We start from the raw sequence: 16,078 nt of genomic DNA on the forward strand, positions 1-16,078 counted from the left end.
TTTGAGTGCGGGGGTGTGGGGGAGGCCATGCCTCCCCCGGGCGGTCGGTGCGCACAGGCCGCTCAGCCATACGCACCGAAGCTCTGTTACCCGTGCAGCCCTAGCTTGTTGGCGGTTTTCCAAATCCGCCAATGGTCGTGGGGCATGTGCGTATGCCGCAGGCCAAAGGCGCGGAAGGCATCGTTCACCGCATTCGAGAAGCAGGGAACACCGCCCACGTGGGGGCTTTCGCCAACGCCCTTGGCACCGATCGGGTGATGGGGCGACGGGGTGACCGTGTGGTCGGTCTCGTAGTTCGGGACCTCCCATGCGGTGGGCAGGAAGAAGTCCATCAACGTGCCCGTTTTGACATTACCCATGTCGTCATAGGCAATCTCTTGGCCCAGAGCGACGGCAAGCGCCTCGGTCAGACCACCGTGGACTTGCCCTTCGATGATCATCGGGTTGATGCGGGTGCCACAGTCATCCAGCGCATAGAAGCGGCGGATGTCGACCTCACCCGTGTCCACGTCGATGTCCATCACGCAGATGTAGGCCCCAAAGGGGTAGGTCATGTTGGGCGGATCGTAGTAGCTGACCGCCTCCAGACCCGGTTCGATCCCCGGAATGGTCTGATTGTAGGCCGCAAAAGCGATCTCCTTCATGGTCTTGAACTTCTCGGGGGCACCTTTGACGACAAAGCGGTCCACGTCGAATTCCACGTCGTCGTCATGCACTTCGAGAAGGTAGGCCGCGATCATCTGGGCTTTGGTGCGGATTTTCCGGCCAGCCATGGCGGTCGCCGCCCCAGCCACAGGGGTCGAGCGCGAACCATAGGTTCCCAGACCATAGGGCGCGGTGTCTGTGTCGCCCTCTTCGATGGTGATGCTGTCCGCTGGTAGGCCGATCTCGCTGGCGAGGATCTGCGCAAAGGTCGTCGCATGCCCCTGACCCTGCGAGATGGTGCCTAGACGTGCGATCGCCGATCCAGTGGGATGGATGCGGATTTCGCAGCTGTCGAACATACCGAGGCCCAGGATATCGCAATTCTTGACCGGACCTGCTCCGACGATTTCGGTAAAGAAGGACAGGCCGACACCCATCAGCTTGCGTGTTTTTCCAGCTTTGAAGTCCTCGACCCGTTGGGCCTGCTCCGCGCGGAGCCCCTCGTAATCGACGGCCTTCAACGCTTTGTCCCACGCGGTGTGGTAGTCGCCGCTGTCGTATTCCCAGCCGAGTGCGGACTGGTAGGGGAATTGTTCTTTCTTGATGAAGTTGATCCGGCGCAGCTCGGCGGCGTCCATGTTCATCTCGATCGCCAGTACCTCTATCATCCGCTCGATGAAGTACACCGCCTCTGTCACGCGGAAGGAACAGCGGTAGCTGACCCCGCCCGGCGCTTTGTTGGTGTAGACACCGTCAACGGCCAGATACGCGGTCGGGATGTCATACGAGCCGGTGCAGATATTCATGAAACCTGCGGGGAACTTGGTCGGGTCCGCGCAGGCGTCAAAACCGCCGTGGTCCGCGGTCACTTCGCACCAAAGGCCGGTGATCTTGCCTTCGGGCGTAGCCGAGATTTTGCCCTTCATCCAGTAGTCGCGGGCAAAGGCGGTGGTCATCAGGTTTTCCATGCGGTCTTCGACCCATTTCACCGGAACGCCGGTGACGATCGAAGCCACGACGGAGCAGACATAGCCGGGATAAGCACCGACCTTGTTGCCAAAGCCGCCCCCGATATCAGGCGAGATGACGCGGATGTTGTGCTCTTCGATACCGGAGATCAGGCTGACCACCGTCCGGATCGCGTGGGGCGCCTGAAACGTGCCATAGAGCGTCAGCTTGCCGTTCACCTTGTCCATCGAGGCCACGCAGCCGCAGGTTTCCAGTGGGCACGGGTGCGTGCGGTGGTAGTACATGGTCTCTTCGGCGACGACCTGAGCGCTGTCGATGACTTGGCTGGTGGCTTCTTTCTCGCCGACTTCCCATGTGAAGATGTGGTTGTGATGCTTGCGCGGGCCGTGAGCGCCATCAGGCAGCGATCCGTCCTCGGCCACCAGATCCTCGCGCAGAACGGTGTCCGATTTCATCGATTCAAACGGATCGACAATCACGGGCAGTTCTTCGTAGTCCACGTCGATCAGTTCGACCGCGTCGGCGGCGATGTAGCGGTCCTTGGCGACCACATAGGCGACCTCTTGACCTTGGAACAGAACCTTACCGTCGGCCAGAACCATCTGCTTGTCGCCTGCCAAAGTCGGCATCCAGTGCAGACCCAAGGGCCGCAGATCATCCGCCGTCAGGACCGCAACAACCCCGTCCAAAGCCAATGCTGCGGATGTGTCAATCGACTTGATCCGTGCATGAGCATAGGGCGACCGAACAAAATCTCCGAACAGCATGCCAGGCAGTTTGATGTCATCGACATAGTTGCCTTTGCCCTGTGTAAACCGAGCATCCTCGACACGCTTGCGCTTGCAGCCCATGCCACCCAGCGCTTCGACGCGGTCTTCGCGTGTGACTTCTGCTTCGTCCTTCATTCCGCGGCCTCCTTGGATGCGCTCATCTCTGCCGCAGCAGCGAGGATGGATTTCACGATGTTCTGGTAGCCTGTGCAGCGGCAGATGTTGCCCGCCATGCCGAACCGCACTTCTTCTTCGGTGGGGCTGGGGTTTTCCTCGAGCAGTTTGGACGCGCGGGTGATCATGCCGGGTGTGCAGAACCCGCACTGCAAGCCGTGGTGCTCTTTGAATGCCTCTTGCAGCACGTGCAGTTTGTCCGGATTGCCGAGCCCTTCGATGGTGGTGATGTCTGCGCCGTCGGCTTGCGCCACGAACACAGTGCAGGACTTCACGGATTTACCGTTCAGGGTGACGGTGCAGGCCCCGCAATGAGAGGTTTCGCACCCGATATGGGGGCCGGTGATGTTCAGGCGTTCCCGCAGGGTGTGGATCAACAGCTCTCGTGGTTCGGCCAGAAATTCCTGCACCTCGCCATTCACGGTCAGCTGGATGTGCATTTTCTTGGACATGGTTTCCTCCCGATCAGGCGCGCGACCAAGCGCGTGCGATGGCACGGCGCAGGATCACAGCGGCTGCATGGCGTTTGAATTCGACGGGGCCGCGGTTGTCTTCGGCAGGATCGATGTCTCCCAGCATCGCCTGCACGGCCGCGTCGATGTCGCTGTCACTCACAGTCGTGCCTACCAACGCGGCGCCAGCGGCTTCTGAATAGACTGGCGTGTCGCTCAGGTTGGTCATGGCGATGGAGGCGCGTGCGCAGGTGCCGCCCTCTTTGACGATCTGGACGGCGGCAGCGGCGGTCGCGTAGTCGCCAATCTTACGTTTCTGCTTCTGATAGGCGTAGCCGCCCTCAGGCACCTTGAAGGAGACAGCCGTCAGAACTTCATCGTCCTCGCGGGCAGTCATGTAGGCGGACTCGTAGAACTCGCGGGCCGCGACGTCGCGTTCTCCGTCAGGACCGACCAAGCTAAAGACCGCATCAAGACATTGCATCAGACCCGGCATATCGTTGCCCGGATCCCCATTGGCCACGTTACCGCCAACGGTCCCCATGTAGCGCACCTGCGGGTCGGCAATCTGAAGAGACGCCTCGCGCATGATGGGCGCTGCGTCGGCGAGAACCGCGTCAGAGATGATGTCTGACTGGGTCACCATCGCACCAAGGCGCACGGTGCCATCGCTGACGGAAATCCCACCAAGGCCCGCGACTTCTTGCAGGTCGATCAGGTGTGGGACCTCGGCCATGCGAAGCTTCATCATCGGTATCAGGCTGTGTCCGCCGGCAAGGACACGTGCGTCATCACCATGCTCTGTAAGCACCGCGAGAACCCCCTCCATGTCCTTTGGCCGGTAGTATTCGAACGCCGCTGGAATCATCGTCACTCCTCCCTGAGCAATCATTCTGGCGAGGAGAAGGCTGGCGGCCGGAAGGGTCTATGGCTTCTGAAAACGCTTTATTTCCGAGCATTTTGCACGAAATGCGCTGCTTGCTGCACGAAATGCGCCGAGCTGAGCGAACGACAGCGGGCCCCAGCGGTCGGGGCACGAGATGGTTGGCAAGAGGATAGGGTGCGCGAAGGCTCGCCCTCAGGAAAAGGCGGTTTCAGCTTCTTTCAAGTGGGACCTGCTGACGGGCACCTCGGGCAAATTCGAAGGACCAAAGGAGACGCGGCCTTTGTCTTTCTTGCGCTCGAAGTGGACGACTTTGGAGGGGTTCACCAGATAACTGCGGTGCACCTTCATCAGCCCCTCAGGGACGAGGCGTTTGGTCGCCTCGGTGATGGGCCACGCGCAATAGTAGCGCCCTTCGGCGGTGTAAATCTGGGTGTAGTGCCCGTCCGCGCGGACAAAGGCCACCTCCCCTGCCGCCACGCGGACCTTGGCGCCCTCGCGTTCGCAGGGCACCCATATTTCAGGGCTGGCTGGGGTGGTCTCGGTAGGCTGGTCCGCAAGGTCGGTGGCGACCGGGTCAGCGGAGTTTGGGTCAACCGGAACCAAGACGGTCGAGCCTACCCACAGAAACATGCCAAAGATCACAAAGCTGCTTAGGATCACACCGATCGCCATAACTTCTTTGCTGATCAGGGGACCGATCTCTTGGGTCCGCTCGAGCGCGACAAAGTTTGTGCTCGACATCGCGAGAAAGTGCACAGCGGTCACAGCTACGCCAAAGCACAGTGTCCCAATCAGGATATTCCGGTTGGACCGCCGCCCATAGGCCACCGCAAAGGCAAGAATGCATAGGCCAATCGCTAAAATCGAAGATCCTATAACGCCGCTCGGGGTATAGACTGGTTGGCACAACTGCATCCCCGCCATGCCGACGTAGTGCATGGCCAGCACGCCTGCGCCAACCAGTGTGCCCGCGATCAAGATTGTTGTTTTGGTCCGCTTACGGAAATGCAGCAGCAGAAGCGCCGAAGTGACGATCAGGATGGCGATCAGTGCAGACACCAGCGTTATTGCGGCGTCGTAGTAGAACAGCATCGGCATCCGCAGCCCGAGCATCGCGACAAAGTGCATCGACCAAATTCCGCCCCCCAGCGCAATCGCAGCCAAGGCCACCGAGAGTTTGCGCTGCAGCACGGTCTTTTTCGAAAGGTCTTTGGTGAGCCAAAGGCCGGTCGCGCCCGCCACCAGTGCGACGACGAACGAAATTGCAACGAGCCAGAGGTTATGTCCGTAGTCGATAAACGTCATGCACCGAGCATGCATGACGCGACGGATTGACGCAAACCCCGTTTTGCCGAGCGGCTTCCGGACTTGACGGAACTCGGGCCCTTAGAGTGGCCGTGCAGGCTGTTTCTACGCGCTAGCGTTGTAGAATGCCCCCCATCGGCACGATCTTGGAACCGTCCGAGAACCGACTGAGCCGAAATGGCGTGGGATCTACACATGGGCCCTGCCCCGTGATCAGATCGGCCGCCAGCCGCCCTGCGCCTGTCCCGAGCCCGAAGCCATGACCAGAGAATCCGGCCACGACATAGAGACCGGGAATTCCATTTTTCACGTCTTTGGTATCGGAAATCACGGGAATCACGTCAGGCATCACGTCGATATAACCTGCCCACCGCTGGGCAATTTTAGCGTTTTTGAAGGGTGCGTAAAATCCAGTGAGCGTCGCCAACGCTTTGTCCAGTAGTTTGGTGTCGGGTTCTGGATCCAAGATGCGCGTCTTCTCGAACGGGGTGATATCAGTGGCGCTCCAGCGTTTCGGCATGCGCAGCGCCTCGAAAAACGCGGTCCCGATGCCAAGGCTCAAGCGTCTCCATTCGTTCATCAATGTGGGTAGAAATTTCCCTAGCAGTCGGAAGCTGTCGGGGGTCAGTTGATATCGGCTAGGGATGGCCGAGGCGATGGTGTAGCCGCCATCGCGGCGCTTCCGCATCGTGAAATCGGGGTGCTTCAGCGTGCCTTCGGGCCCATCAGGGATAGGTTCGGTGCGCTGAACGTTGCCCTTGGTCCAGAGTGCGGGCAGATCAATTCCGTGGTTGCCGAGGAAAAGCCGCGACCAGACACCGCCTGCTACAAGCACAGCATCACACTTGATGGTGCCATGCTCGGTGACGACGCCAGAGATCTTGCCGTCTTTTGTCTCCAGAGTCCGGACTGCGCAGTTTTGATGAACCGTGCCGCCGTTGGCCATGATCGCGCGTGCGATTGCAGGGGCCGCGGCCTGAGGCTCTGCGCGCCCATCCTGCGGGTTATGCAGGGCGCCCTTGATCGACAATCCCAATCCGGGAAAAGCCTCTTTGACCTCGTCTGCGCTTAGGATCCTTGCGGGAATCTGGTAGGCCTGCAAGTCGTCTGCACTTCGGCGTTCGGTCTCGAGCGCGGCCTCAGAGGTCACTGTGTATGTCGCGCCGCATTGTACATAGCCGGTCTTTTGCCCTGTGCGCTCGTCCATCTGTTTCCACAGTCGCACGGCCTCAATCATCAGGGGCATCTCGCGCGGATCGCGGTGTGTTAGCCGGACCCAGCCCCAGTTCCGGCTAGATTGCTCGGCCCCGATCTGGCCCTTTTCGCAGAGGGCGACAGTCTTGCCCCGCTCGACCAATTCCAATGCGGCAGAGACTCCTGCTATGCCGCCGCCTATGACCACCACGTCGACTTGATCCGGCAATGTGGTGCTACTTTCGACCGGTTCGACTTTCGGTCCGGGCATGAAGTTTCTCCTATCTCATGCAAAAGGGGGGAGCGGCGCGTTCTGGCTTTTCGCTCGCAGATTGTCGCGGATCCGATAACTGCGCAGGGCGGCCTGCGGCGCCACGCTCATGTAGAGCGGTTGCCGGCTCAGGGGTTCGAGTTTCAGGTCCAGATCAGCTTCTGGCGTACCATTGGCCCAATCTGCAAGAATGCCGCCGATCATGGACCCCGTTGGCACTCCTCGCCCCGAAAGGCCTGTCATCGCGATCACACCAGGCGCTAAACCGTAAAGCCGCGGCACGGTTCGGCGCTGCATGTCCAACTCGCCGAACCAGAAGAACTCCCAGCGCGGCTCTTCGCGTAGATCAGGGTGCAGCCATTTCAGACGCTCTGAAAGGATCTTTCGAGTCAAAGCGGGGTCGCTGCCGCGGGCCCCCATCGGGAACATGGAGGCCACGATCCGGTTTTCGTGATTGTACTTGTAGACATAGATGTCGCCGCGCCCGTCTTGGATCGTGGTCCGTTTGGGCAGAACGATCCGCTGCGCTTCGGCAGACAAGGGCTGCGTTGCGGCAACGAAGACCCGCATGATCCTGAATGTTTGATCCAGTTTCGGCCAACCCGCGACGGTGTAGGCGCCTGTGGTGTAGATCACTTTTTCGGCGCGGACAGCCCCTTGGGGCGTTTTGACGACCCAAGCTTGGCCCTGACGGTCACAGCTTTCGGCGGAGGTTTTCGTGTAGATCACACCGCCCTCTTGCTGCACGGCGCGGCCAAGCCCACGTGAATACGCCAAAGCGTTCATGCCGCCCGCCTCTTCGTGGAACCAGCCACCGTAAAAGCGCGGCGATCCAGTGATCTCTTGGGCTTCTTCACGGTCCAGCATACGCGTGCGGGCCCCGACGGCATTGTAACTCTCCATATGGCCGCGCAGGGTTTTGAGGTGCGAGGGGAAGAGCGCCCCTTGGACATAGCCGTTCTGCTCCCACTCGCAGTCGATGCCGTATCGATTGATCATCGCTGCCACTTTGTCATTGGCGCGGGTCTGGCGTTGGATCAGGCGGTCCGCCCATGGGGTACCCAAGTGATTGCGCAATTGCGGTAGGCTGAAGTGGGTGAAAGTCGGTGTGCAGTGTCCGGCGTTGCGGCCCGATCCGCCAAAGCCGATCTCTTCGCGCTCTAAAACCACGACCGAGACCCCTGCCCGTGCCAGTTCCAGCGCGGTGGTCAGCCCGGAATACCCCGCCCCGACGATGCAGACATCTGCTTTGACCGGCCCCTTCAGCGCCGTCGTCTTTGGCGCATCGGGCGCGGTCGCGTACCAAAGGGTGTCCTTGAACTCCGAGAACTTGGGCATGGTGTGGCTCAGCCCAAATCACTGCGGCTGTCAAAGGCGTCGCGTAGGCCGTCCCCGATGAAGTTGAAGCCAGCGACCGCGATCGTGATGGCAACACCCGGTACGATGGCCAGCCAAGGTGCAGTGGCCAGATACTGCTGTGCGCCGTTCAGCATGTTGCCCCAGCTGGGAAGCGGCGGCTGGATGCCATAGCCAAGGAAAGAGATGTACGCTTCTAGCAGGATCGCGCGGGCCACTGTCAGGGTCGCGGCGACGATGATGGGGCCAATGGCATTGGGTAGCAGCTCGCGGAACATGATCCAGCGGTTGGACAGCCCCAGCATGTGGGCGGCTTGGACAAAGTCCTGATTGCGCAGGGATTTGACTTCGGCTTCGACGATGCGGGCGACTTCCATCCAGCTGGTGGCAGAGATAATCAGTGCGATCATCACAGGGCCGGGCTGGATGAACGCTGCCAGCGCCAGCAGCAGGAAGACCGACGGAAATGAAAGAAAGGCATCGACGACGCGCATCAGTACGGCAGACACAGCACCGCCGTAGTATCCCGAGATCACGCCGATCACAGATCCGATGCACGTCGCAATGATCATCACGGCGAACCCGACCGCCATGGAAATCTGCCCCGCATGGAACAGGCGCGCTGCAATATCACGACCCAACGGGTCTGTACCAAACAAGTGACCGTTCGTACCCGGCGGGGCAAAGCGCGACATCAGGTCGATGTAGAGTTCGTCGTAGGGCAGCAGGTATGGGCCGACGAAACAGGCAAAAGTTAACGTCAGCACCATGACCGTGCCAATCAGGGCCAACTTGTGGCTCAGGAACCGGCGCAGGGCGCGCGATTTGATCAAGGGTTTGCGTTCGTCAGAGTTGGTAGAAAGGGTTGTCATGGGCAGCTCCTCAATCAAGACGGATGCGCGGATCGATGAGCGCAACAGTGATGTCAGCCAGCAGGTTGCCGACCAGAACCAGCATGGCAGAGGCCATCAAGAGCCCCATGACCACGGGGTAATCCGAATAACCAAGGCTATCGAGGAACAGCCGCCCCATGCCGGGCCACGTGAACACGGTTTCCGTCACCAGCGCACCGCCAAGGACCATCGGCAGTTGCAGGCCAGCCAGTGTGATCATCGGAACCAGCGAGTTGCCGACGATGTGCTTGAAGAGGACACGGCGACCGGTCAGCCCTTTGGCTTTGGCGGTGCGGACGAAATCTTGGTTCACCACGTTCAGGGTCGAGGTCCGCATGTAGCGGCTCCAGATTGCCACATCGACGAGCGCCAGAACGGTGGCGGGCATGATGAGGTGGCTGATGTAGTCCAGAACCGACCCATCGCCGACGGTGTACATGTTGCCTGCGGGCAGCCAGCCTAGGTTCAGGGAAAAGATGTAGATCGCGATCAGACCGAACCAGAACGTCGGGATCGACAGCGCAACCATCGCAAAAACCGTCATGGTATAGTCGAACGCTCCGCCCCGGCGCAGGGCACTATAGATGCCGATGCTGCTGCCAAGGGTGACGGAAATCACGGTCGCCGTGCCCATCAAGAGCAGGGTCGCAAACAGGTGGCTGCCGATCACATGCAGCACCGACTGGCCGTCGCGATAGGACGTGCCCCAATCGCCTATCAGCAGATGGCTGAGCCAGTCAAAGTATTGGACGACGACAGGGCGATCCAGACCCATTTGGCTCGCGATCTTGTCGATCTGTTCTTGTGTCATGCCCGGACTGAGCGCGAATTGCGACAAGGGGCCACCGGGGGCCAGCGTCAGAACCGCAAACCCGATAAAGGACACAATAAACAATAGGATAAGGCTCTGTCCGAGCCGTGACAGAAGATAGCGGGCCATGACGTCCCCTTAATGTACGCAAGGTCTAGGTGGTCAGCCGCGCAAGAGGCGGCTGACCCATGAACGATCGCTTAGGTGCGTTTCCAGTCGCGCACGTTCCACGAGTCGATCCGGTTGTTCACGTTGGGGGTTGGGCCGGTCACGTCGTCTTTCCAGCCTTTGACCACCGCGTATTGGAACATCGGAAGGAAAGGCAGGTCTTCGCGGATTACAGCCTGCATTTCTTCGTAGATCGCTTTGCGCTCTTCGGGGACGAAGTTTTGTGCACCGGCGGTCAGCAGTTCGTCGACCTTTGGGTTCTGGTAGGCAAAGGTGTTCTGCCCCGACCCACCCAGCGCGGGCGACATGGTGGACATGAAATAGTCCGAGGTGTCAGGGTCCGCGCCAGCCAGCGTGTTCAGGCCAACGACCACTGTGTCGAACTCGGAATTCATCCAGTAGTCACCCCACATGACCGCGGGTGGGAAGTTCTTGATCGTCATTTCAACGCCGATCATCGCAAAGGTCTGCTGGATGAACTGCTGTGCCTGTTCCCGCAGGTGGTTGCCAGCGGTGGTCGAGTTCGAGAAGGACAGGCGAACGCCGTCCTTGGCGCGGATGCCGTCCGAACCCTTTTCCCAGCCCGCTTCGTCCAGCATCGCGTTTGCTTTTTCGATGTTGAACTCGTGCTTGGGCAGGCTGTCGTTATAGTAGAACGACTGCTGGGGCATGTAGGTCTCGGTCGGGGTGGGCACGCCGTAATAGAGCGCGTCGATGATCGAGGTTTTGTCGATCGCCAGATACAGCGCCTGACGCACGGCTTTGTCCTGAAACTGCGGGCGGGTCATGTTCAGGCCGATGGATTCAAAGGTCGCGGTGCCAGCGACTGTGACCTCTTTGCCTTCTAGTCCTTCGGCTTCGGCCAAATGATCGGGGGTGATGTACTGCAGGCCAATGACGTCAATGTCGCCGGATTTAAACTGGGTGTACATAACGTTCAGGTCAGGCACGTATTTGATGATCAGCGTCTTCAGGAACGGGCCATCCATGTGGTAGTCGGCGTTTGCTTCCAGCTCGATGTGATCGCCCGCCATGCGGTTTTTGAACTTGAACGGACCGGTTCCGATCGGCGCGGTGTTCAGGATGGTGGCGTTCTTGTCCTCAACCCCGTCGAACACGTGCTTGGGCACGATGTAGGTCGACGCCAGAATGGCCGCCATGGGGGCGAAGGGTTCGCTCATGGTCCATGTCAGTTCGGTGTCCGAAACGACGGTGATGTCCTGCATCAGCTTATAGCCGGTCGAGCGGAACGAGCGGAAATCGGGGTCTACGGTCAATTCGAGCGAAAATTTTACATCCTCGGCCGTAAAGGGCGTACCGTCATGCCAAGTGACACCCTCCTTGAGCTTCAGCGTCCAGTTCAGACCGTCCGCCGAAATACCGCCATTGGCAACTGTGGGGACTTCGGCGGCAAGAATGGGAAAGAATTCGCCATCGGGATCAAAGTCAAACAGCGTGTCGTAGACCGCGTAATACAGGCCTTCGTCCACTTCGATGTGAGGCATCAACGGGTTGAAGACGGTCGGCTCTTGGGAAAATGCCAGAACCAGCTGTCCGGTCGCATCTGCGTTTGCGGCAAAGGCCTTGTCACGACCAATTGCCATAGGCGTCATCAAGGCCGCACCAGCAGCCCCCATCATCATCAGCGCCTGACGGCGATTGAGATGTGCGGAATTTTTCTTCTCGTCAGTCATCTTGATTTCCCTGTTGCGCACAAAAGGAGGAGGAGAGAACGCCGCCGGCGCAGAGCGCACGTTCTCTGGGACGCGGGCACACCAGTGCCGCGCGAAAGGGGTCAAAAGCCGCTGATGATCTCGATCTTCGAGCCGTCGGAGAAACGGGAGAAGCGGAAGGCCGTCGGGTCGACCAAGGGGGTCGCACCGCGCACCAGATCAGACATGAGGCGGCCAGCCGCGGGGCCGATACCAAAGCCGTGGCCGGAGAAACCAGTTGCGATGTAAAAGCCCGGAATGTCATCGACGCCAGAGATCACGGGGATCGCATCGGGGGTCACGTCAATCGCCCCTGCCCACCGCTGCGCGATCTCGGCCTTTTCGAAGACGGGAAACGCTTTGCGCAGGTTGGCAAGCGCTTGGTCCTGTAATGAAAACGCGGGTTTGGGGTCCAGAACGCGGTTATATTCAAAGGGGCTGGCCTCGTTCAGGGACCATTTGTTTGGCAGCCGCGCCTCGTCGTAAAAGCGCCCACCAAAGCGCAGCATGAGCGCTTTCCACTGCACGCCCAAAGCTGGCAAAAAGTCCATCATGTAACGGAAATTGTCGGGGACGATATCGACGATATTCCGAAAGCCATCCGCGATGGTGTAGCCGCCATCCTGACGTTTGCGGACAGCGAAGCCGTCGTACCAGATGGCGTGTTCGGGTCCGCCCTCTAGTGGCTTGGTGCGGATGACCGAGTTTTTCACTTTCAGTTGCGGCAGGCGCAGGCCGGTGTTCCGTGCAAACAAACTGGACCATGCGCCGCCCGCTAGAACGACCTGTTCGCATTTAATCTCGCCACGTTCGGTAACCACGCTGCAGACCGCACCGCCCTTGGTCTCGATCCCGCGTACCGCGCATTCGGTCAGCACGTGGGCGCCGCGATCACGAGCAGCTTCGGCGATCGCAGGCGCGGCCTTTTGCGGCTCTGCCCGCCCGTCGGCGGAGGTGTAGAGCGCGCCCTCGATGGGCAAGTTGAAGCCCGGCGTCATGGCTTCGAATTCTTCGCGGGACAGCATTTTGCTGTCGAACTGGTAGTCCTTGAGGTGTTCGAGCCAGCGCTCGTGCTCGGCGTAATCTTTTGCCGTGCCGCAGGCAAAGGCGATGCCGGAACGTTTGTAGCCCAAATCGCGGCCCGTGCGCTCGGCAAGCGTGGGCCAGATGCGCAGTGCCTCGGCCATCAAGGCGATTTCGCGTGGGTCGCGGCGGGTGATCCGGACCCAGCCCCAATTGCGGCTGGACTGCTCGTGACCGATGCCACCTTTTTCGCAGAGGGCGACTTTCAGGCCCTTTTCGGCCATTTCGAGCGCGGTCGAGCAACCAATGATGCCGCCGCCTATGACAACCACGTCGACTTGTTTCGGCAGATCAACATCGCCGTGAACAGGTACTACAAAGGGGCCGGGCATTAGTAACGCTCCTCCAACTGGCAATTTACGGCGAATTCGGCGACGCTGGCCTCGTTGGGCAGGTCGATCAGCATGTGAATGACGCGGGCCAGATCCTCTGGCTGGGTCATGGTGTTGGCCGCGCGGTCGGATATCGACGCCGCCATATCGGTCGCGACAAATCCCGGACAGACAGCCGTGCATCGGATGCCCTGATCAAAGCCCGCTTGGCGCAAGGCATGAGACAACCCGACCACAGCGAATTTCGACATCGAATAAGAGCCGGCCATCGCAGATTTCACCCGTTTGCCGGACAGAGAGGCGAGCAGAATAATGCGCCCGCGACCCGACGCGCCGAGCGCTTCCCAACACGCGGCTGCCAAACGGCGCGGAGCGTGCACGTTGATCTCGAGCATTTCGGTCATTTCTGCGTCGCTAATCTCGATCGGCGTTTTGGGGATCATAATTCCGGCGCTCGCAATCAGCGCGTCGATCTGGCCGAACTGACCTGATGCAGCCTTGGCCCAGTTGTCTGCTGCGTTCTTGTCGGTCGCATCATAAGGGAACAAGTGGACGCGATCTGTGTCGGTTTCAGCCCATTCCGGCATGACCGGTTGGCGCATTCCCAGAGACACGGCCCATCCTGCATTGAATAGGCTCTGCGCTGTCGCTGCGCCGATGCCGCGACTGGCACCGGAAATCAGGGCAACCTTGCGGCTCATTTCAGTTTGTTCCTCATGTTGATATACGCCCTCTGAAGCATCCGCATAAATTCATCGCGATCCTCGGGGGGGATAAAGTCAAAGAAATCATCCTGTTGCTCGCGGATGATGTCGCGGACCTCTTGGGCCAAAGCGCTGCCTTTGTCTGTGATGTACAGGGCTTGTGCGCGCTGATCCTCGGCATCGCTCTCGCGACGTATGTCACCGGCTTTGACCAGATGGTCGATGATCCTGCCCGTTGCTGGCCGGTCGCGCATCAGGACTTCTGCGATCTGAGAGGGGCGGATTCCCGGATGCCCATCGACCAAAAGCAAGGCTGTAATCTTGCCCTTGCCTTTGGCCACGTCGAGATGAGCGGTGCGTTGATCCAGATCGCGAGAGACGACTGCATCAATTGCGCGGATGTACCAACTGAAGGCGCCCTCCAGAACGTCCATGCGCAGGCCCGCGACGGTAAAGGGCTGTGCCTCGTTTTCTGAGGGGGTTGGTGGTTTGGTCATGGTGTCTCTCTGTTGTCTTAGATTCATCTTTTGGTTGGATTGGATGCGGCGCAACAAAAAGATTGTGTTTCACAACTAGATAATTGTAAAACACAATCAATGCTCGATTTTTCGGCAGTCTGGGCGCTGACAGCTCATGGGGAATGTTTGTCTTGGGGCTTTGGCCATGTGGGCGACCATATCATGCCCCCGCATAGCTCTTGCGCTGACGTATCGTCCGCTACGTGCACTTGCACCCAAGTATGCTCAGAACGCCGGCCGCACTGCAGTAAGCTGAGCGCGTCAGCCGTTGTTTGTGCGAGAACTGAGCGCGGGCCCCGCCAGTACATGCGTGGCGGCCACTCAGGCATGCTCCCTCCTAGCCTAATGGCAGAAAACTACATAGCGGCTTGCGCGCCAAACATGGCGGCAGTGGTAGAGAAACAGGGTCTCGGTGTCGGGGCTTTATAGGTTGTCGATACGAGGAAACGAATACTACTCGCGGACAAGATAGGTGCAGCGGCGACCGCCGCCAACGATGTGTTCGTCACGCTGGATCTCAACATCCGGCCCGAGCGCGTTTTGGAATACGGCTTTCTCGGCGCGGCAGAAGCCTTGGCAGAACGCGGCTGCTGCACAGATCGGGCAGTGGTTCTCGATGAGGCGAAGGTTGCCGTCCTCTTCGACAACTTCTGCCATGTAGCCTTCGGCGGTGCGCAACTCTGCGAGTTTTTCTAATCGCTCTCGGGTGGTCCTGCATTCGGACAGCGACTGTCGGTACCGCGCAAGCGTGGTTGCTTCTCGCTCTTTGATGACGCGGTCCAAGGCGTCTGGGCCGAGTACTTCAGAAATACTGCGCAGGATATCGACGGTCAGATCCGCGTGGGTGTCGGGAAAGCGCGCTTGGGCCTTGTCGGTCAGGTGCCAGTAGGTCGCGGGCCGTCCCCGTCCTGCACTGCGGCGCTCTTCTTCTACTAGCCCGTCATCGTGCAGCTTCATCAACTGCTGGCGCGCCGCCTCTCCGGTAATGCGATGCCTCCGGCCTATTTCTGCCGAGGTTTGGGGGCCCTGCATTTTCAGCGTCATCAGCAACCGCTCGGACGGAGCCCGTGGCGACCACGTTTCTTTTTCCAAGTCATTGCTTGACATATTCGCCTCAATGTTTTTCAAAGTCATTACTTGTTTAAATAACCAAGCGCGCGCCATCACGCAAGCGTCGCGTCCATAGGAGCCTCGAATGACTTTTGAACTTCCCGCGCTGAATTATTCTCACGCCGCCCTCGCCGAGCGCGGAATGAGCCAAGAAACGCTCGAATTGCACCATGACAAGCACCATCAGGCATACGTCACCGCGCTGAACGGTTTTGTGGAAAAGAATGTAGAATTGCAGGGCAAATCGCTCGAGGAGATCATTGCGCTGAGCTATGCGGACGATGCGCTGGCAGGCGTTTTCAACCAAGCCGGTCAGCACTGGAACCACATCCATTTCTGGAATGCTCTGTCCCCGACCGGTGGCGGCATCCCCAGTGCGCTCGAGGCGAAGCTGGTCGAGTCATTTGGATCGGTCGATGATTTCAAGGCAGCTTTTAAAACCGCTGCGACCACACAGTTTGGCTCCGGTTGGGCTTGGCTCGTTCAAAACGCAGACGGTAGCCTCGGCGTGACCAAGACCGCGAATGGCGTGAACCCCTTGGCAACCGGCGAAGGCACTGCGCTTTTGGGCCTCGATGTGTGGGAGCACAGCTACTACGTCGACTTCCGCAACCGCCGGCCCGACTACGTGAGCAACTTCCTCGACAACCTCGCGAACTACGAATTCGCTGAATCCAATCTGGCCTAACGTTGGTGGGCTGGCCCCATCTCGGGGGCCAGCTCCA

The 16,078-nt window shown here is 59.5% G+C and carries 14 protein-coding genes; 1 reads left to right on the top strand and 13 read right to left on the bottom strand.

Translation table 11 applies throughout. From position 1 onward, the window contains the following. Window positions 1-86: 86 nt before the first annotated feature. From N4A58_RS16365 to N4A58_RS16425, 13 genes are all read right to left on the bottom strand, one after another. On the bottom strand, window positions 87-2,519 hold the full coding sequence (locus N4A58_RS16365; RefSeq protein ID WP_293711415.1) for an aerobic carbon-monoxide dehydrogenase large subunit: 2,433 nt from the start codon (window positions 2,517-2,519) through the stop codon (window positions 87-89). Beyond that, window positions 2,516-3,010, bottom strand: a complete 495-nt coding sequence (locus N4A58_RS16370) for a (2Fe-2S)-binding protein (protein ID WP_293711418.1) — start codon at window positions 3,008-3,010, stop codon at window positions 2,516-2,518. The genes N4A58_RS16365 and N4A58_RS16370 overlap by 4 nt, the downstream gene beginning before the upstream one ends. Before the next feature lie 13 nt (window positions 3,011-3,023). Beyond that, entirely contained in the window at window positions 3,024-3,878 is an 855-nt protein-coding gene (locus tag N4A58_RS16375; RefSeq protein WP_293711571.1) for a xanthine dehydrogenase family protein subunit M, read from the bottom strand. A gap of 210 nt (window positions 3,879-4,088) precedes the next feature. Continuing rightward, window positions 4,089-5,201 carry an MHYT domain-containing protein gene (locus N4A58_RS16380; protein WP_293711421.1) on the bottom strand — a complete coding sequence of 371 codons (1,113 nt, stop codon included), beginning with the start codon at window positions 5,199-5,201 and terminating at the stop codon, window positions 4,089-4,091. A 112-nt stretch (window positions 5,202-5,313) separates the two neighbouring features. Further along, window positions 5,314-6,666: an FAD-binding oxidoreductase gene (locus N4A58_RS16385; RefSeq protein ID WP_293711424.1), complete on the bottom strand. Its 1,353-nt coding sequence runs from the start codon at window positions 6,664-6,666 to the stop codon at window positions 5,314-5,316. A gap of 15 nt (window positions 6,667-6,681) precedes the next feature. Continuing rightward, window positions 6,682-8,004 (bottom strand): FAD-binding oxidoreductase, encoded by a 1,323-nt coding sequence (locus tag N4A58_RS16390; RefSeq protein ID WP_293711426.1) that lies wholly within the window; start codon window positions 8,002-8,004, stop codon window positions 6,682-6,684. Between the two features lie 8 nt (window positions 8,005-8,012). Beyond that, window positions 8,013-8,894: an ABC transporter permease gene (locus N4A58_RS16395; RefSeq protein ID WP_293711429.1), complete on the bottom strand. Its 882-nt coding sequence runs from the start codon at window positions 8,892-8,894 to the stop codon at window positions 8,013-8,015. A 10-nt stretch (window positions 8,895-8,904) separates the two neighbouring features. After that, the gene (locus N4A58_RS16400) at window positions 8,905-9,855 is read right to left on the bottom strand and encodes an ABC transporter permease (RefSeq protein ID WP_293711432.1); all 951 of its coding nucleotides are present in this window, start codon (window positions 9,853-9,855) and stop codon (window positions 8,905-8,907) included. 71 nt (window positions 9,856-9,926) lie between these two features. Then, window positions 9,927-11,588, bottom strand: coding sequence for a peptide ABC transporter substrate-binding protein (locus N4A58_RS16405; protein ID WP_293711435.1), 1,662 nt, complete (start codon window positions 11,586-11,588; stop codon window positions 9,927-9,929). 101 nt (window positions 11,589-11,689) lie between these two features. Then, the gene (locus tag N4A58_RS16410; protein WP_293711437.1) at window positions 11,690-13,021 is read right to left on the bottom strand and encodes an FAD-binding oxidoreductase; all 1,332 of its coding nucleotides are present in this window, start codon (window positions 13,019-13,021) and stop codon (window positions 11,690-11,692) included. Then, window positions 13,021-13,722 (bottom strand): SDR family NAD(P)-dependent oxidoreductase, encoded by a 702-nt coding sequence (locus N4A58_RS16415; RefSeq protein WP_293711440.1) that lies wholly within the window; start codon window positions 13,720-13,722, stop codon window positions 13,021-13,023. Before N4A58_RS16415 ends, N4A58_RS16410 begins: the two co-directional genes overlap by 1 nt. Continuing rightward, complete coding sequence (locus tag N4A58_RS16420; RefSeq protein WP_092464884.1) at window positions 13,719-14,222, bottom strand: MarR family transcriptional regulator; 504 nt, start codon at window positions 14,220-14,222, stop codon at window positions 13,719-13,721. Before N4A58_RS16420 ends, N4A58_RS16415 begins: the two co-directional genes overlap by 4 nt. 474 nt (window positions 14,223-14,696) lie before the next feature. Further along, complete coding sequence (locus tag N4A58_RS16425; RefSeq protein ID WP_293711451.1) at window positions 14,697-15,350, bottom strand: metalloregulator ArsR/SmtB family transcription factor; 654 nt, start codon at window positions 15,348-15,350, stop codon at window positions 14,697-14,699. An 88-nt stretch (window positions 15,351-15,438) separates the two neighbouring features. Between N4A58_RS16425 and N4A58_RS16430 the strand changes: the two genes are divergently transcribed. Then, window positions 15,439-16,041, top strand: a complete 603-nt coding sequence (locus tag N4A58_RS16430) for a superoxide dismutase (protein ID WP_293711453.1) — start codon at window positions 15,439-15,441, stop codon at window positions 16,039-16,041. The last annotated feature ends 37 nt before the right edge of the window (window positions 16,042-16,078 follow it).

It is taken from the genome of Donghicola sp. (assembly GCF_025210255.1).
GTDB lineage: Bacteria > Pseudomonadota > Alphaproteobacteria > Rhodobacterales > Rhodobacteraceae > Donghicola > Donghicola eburneus.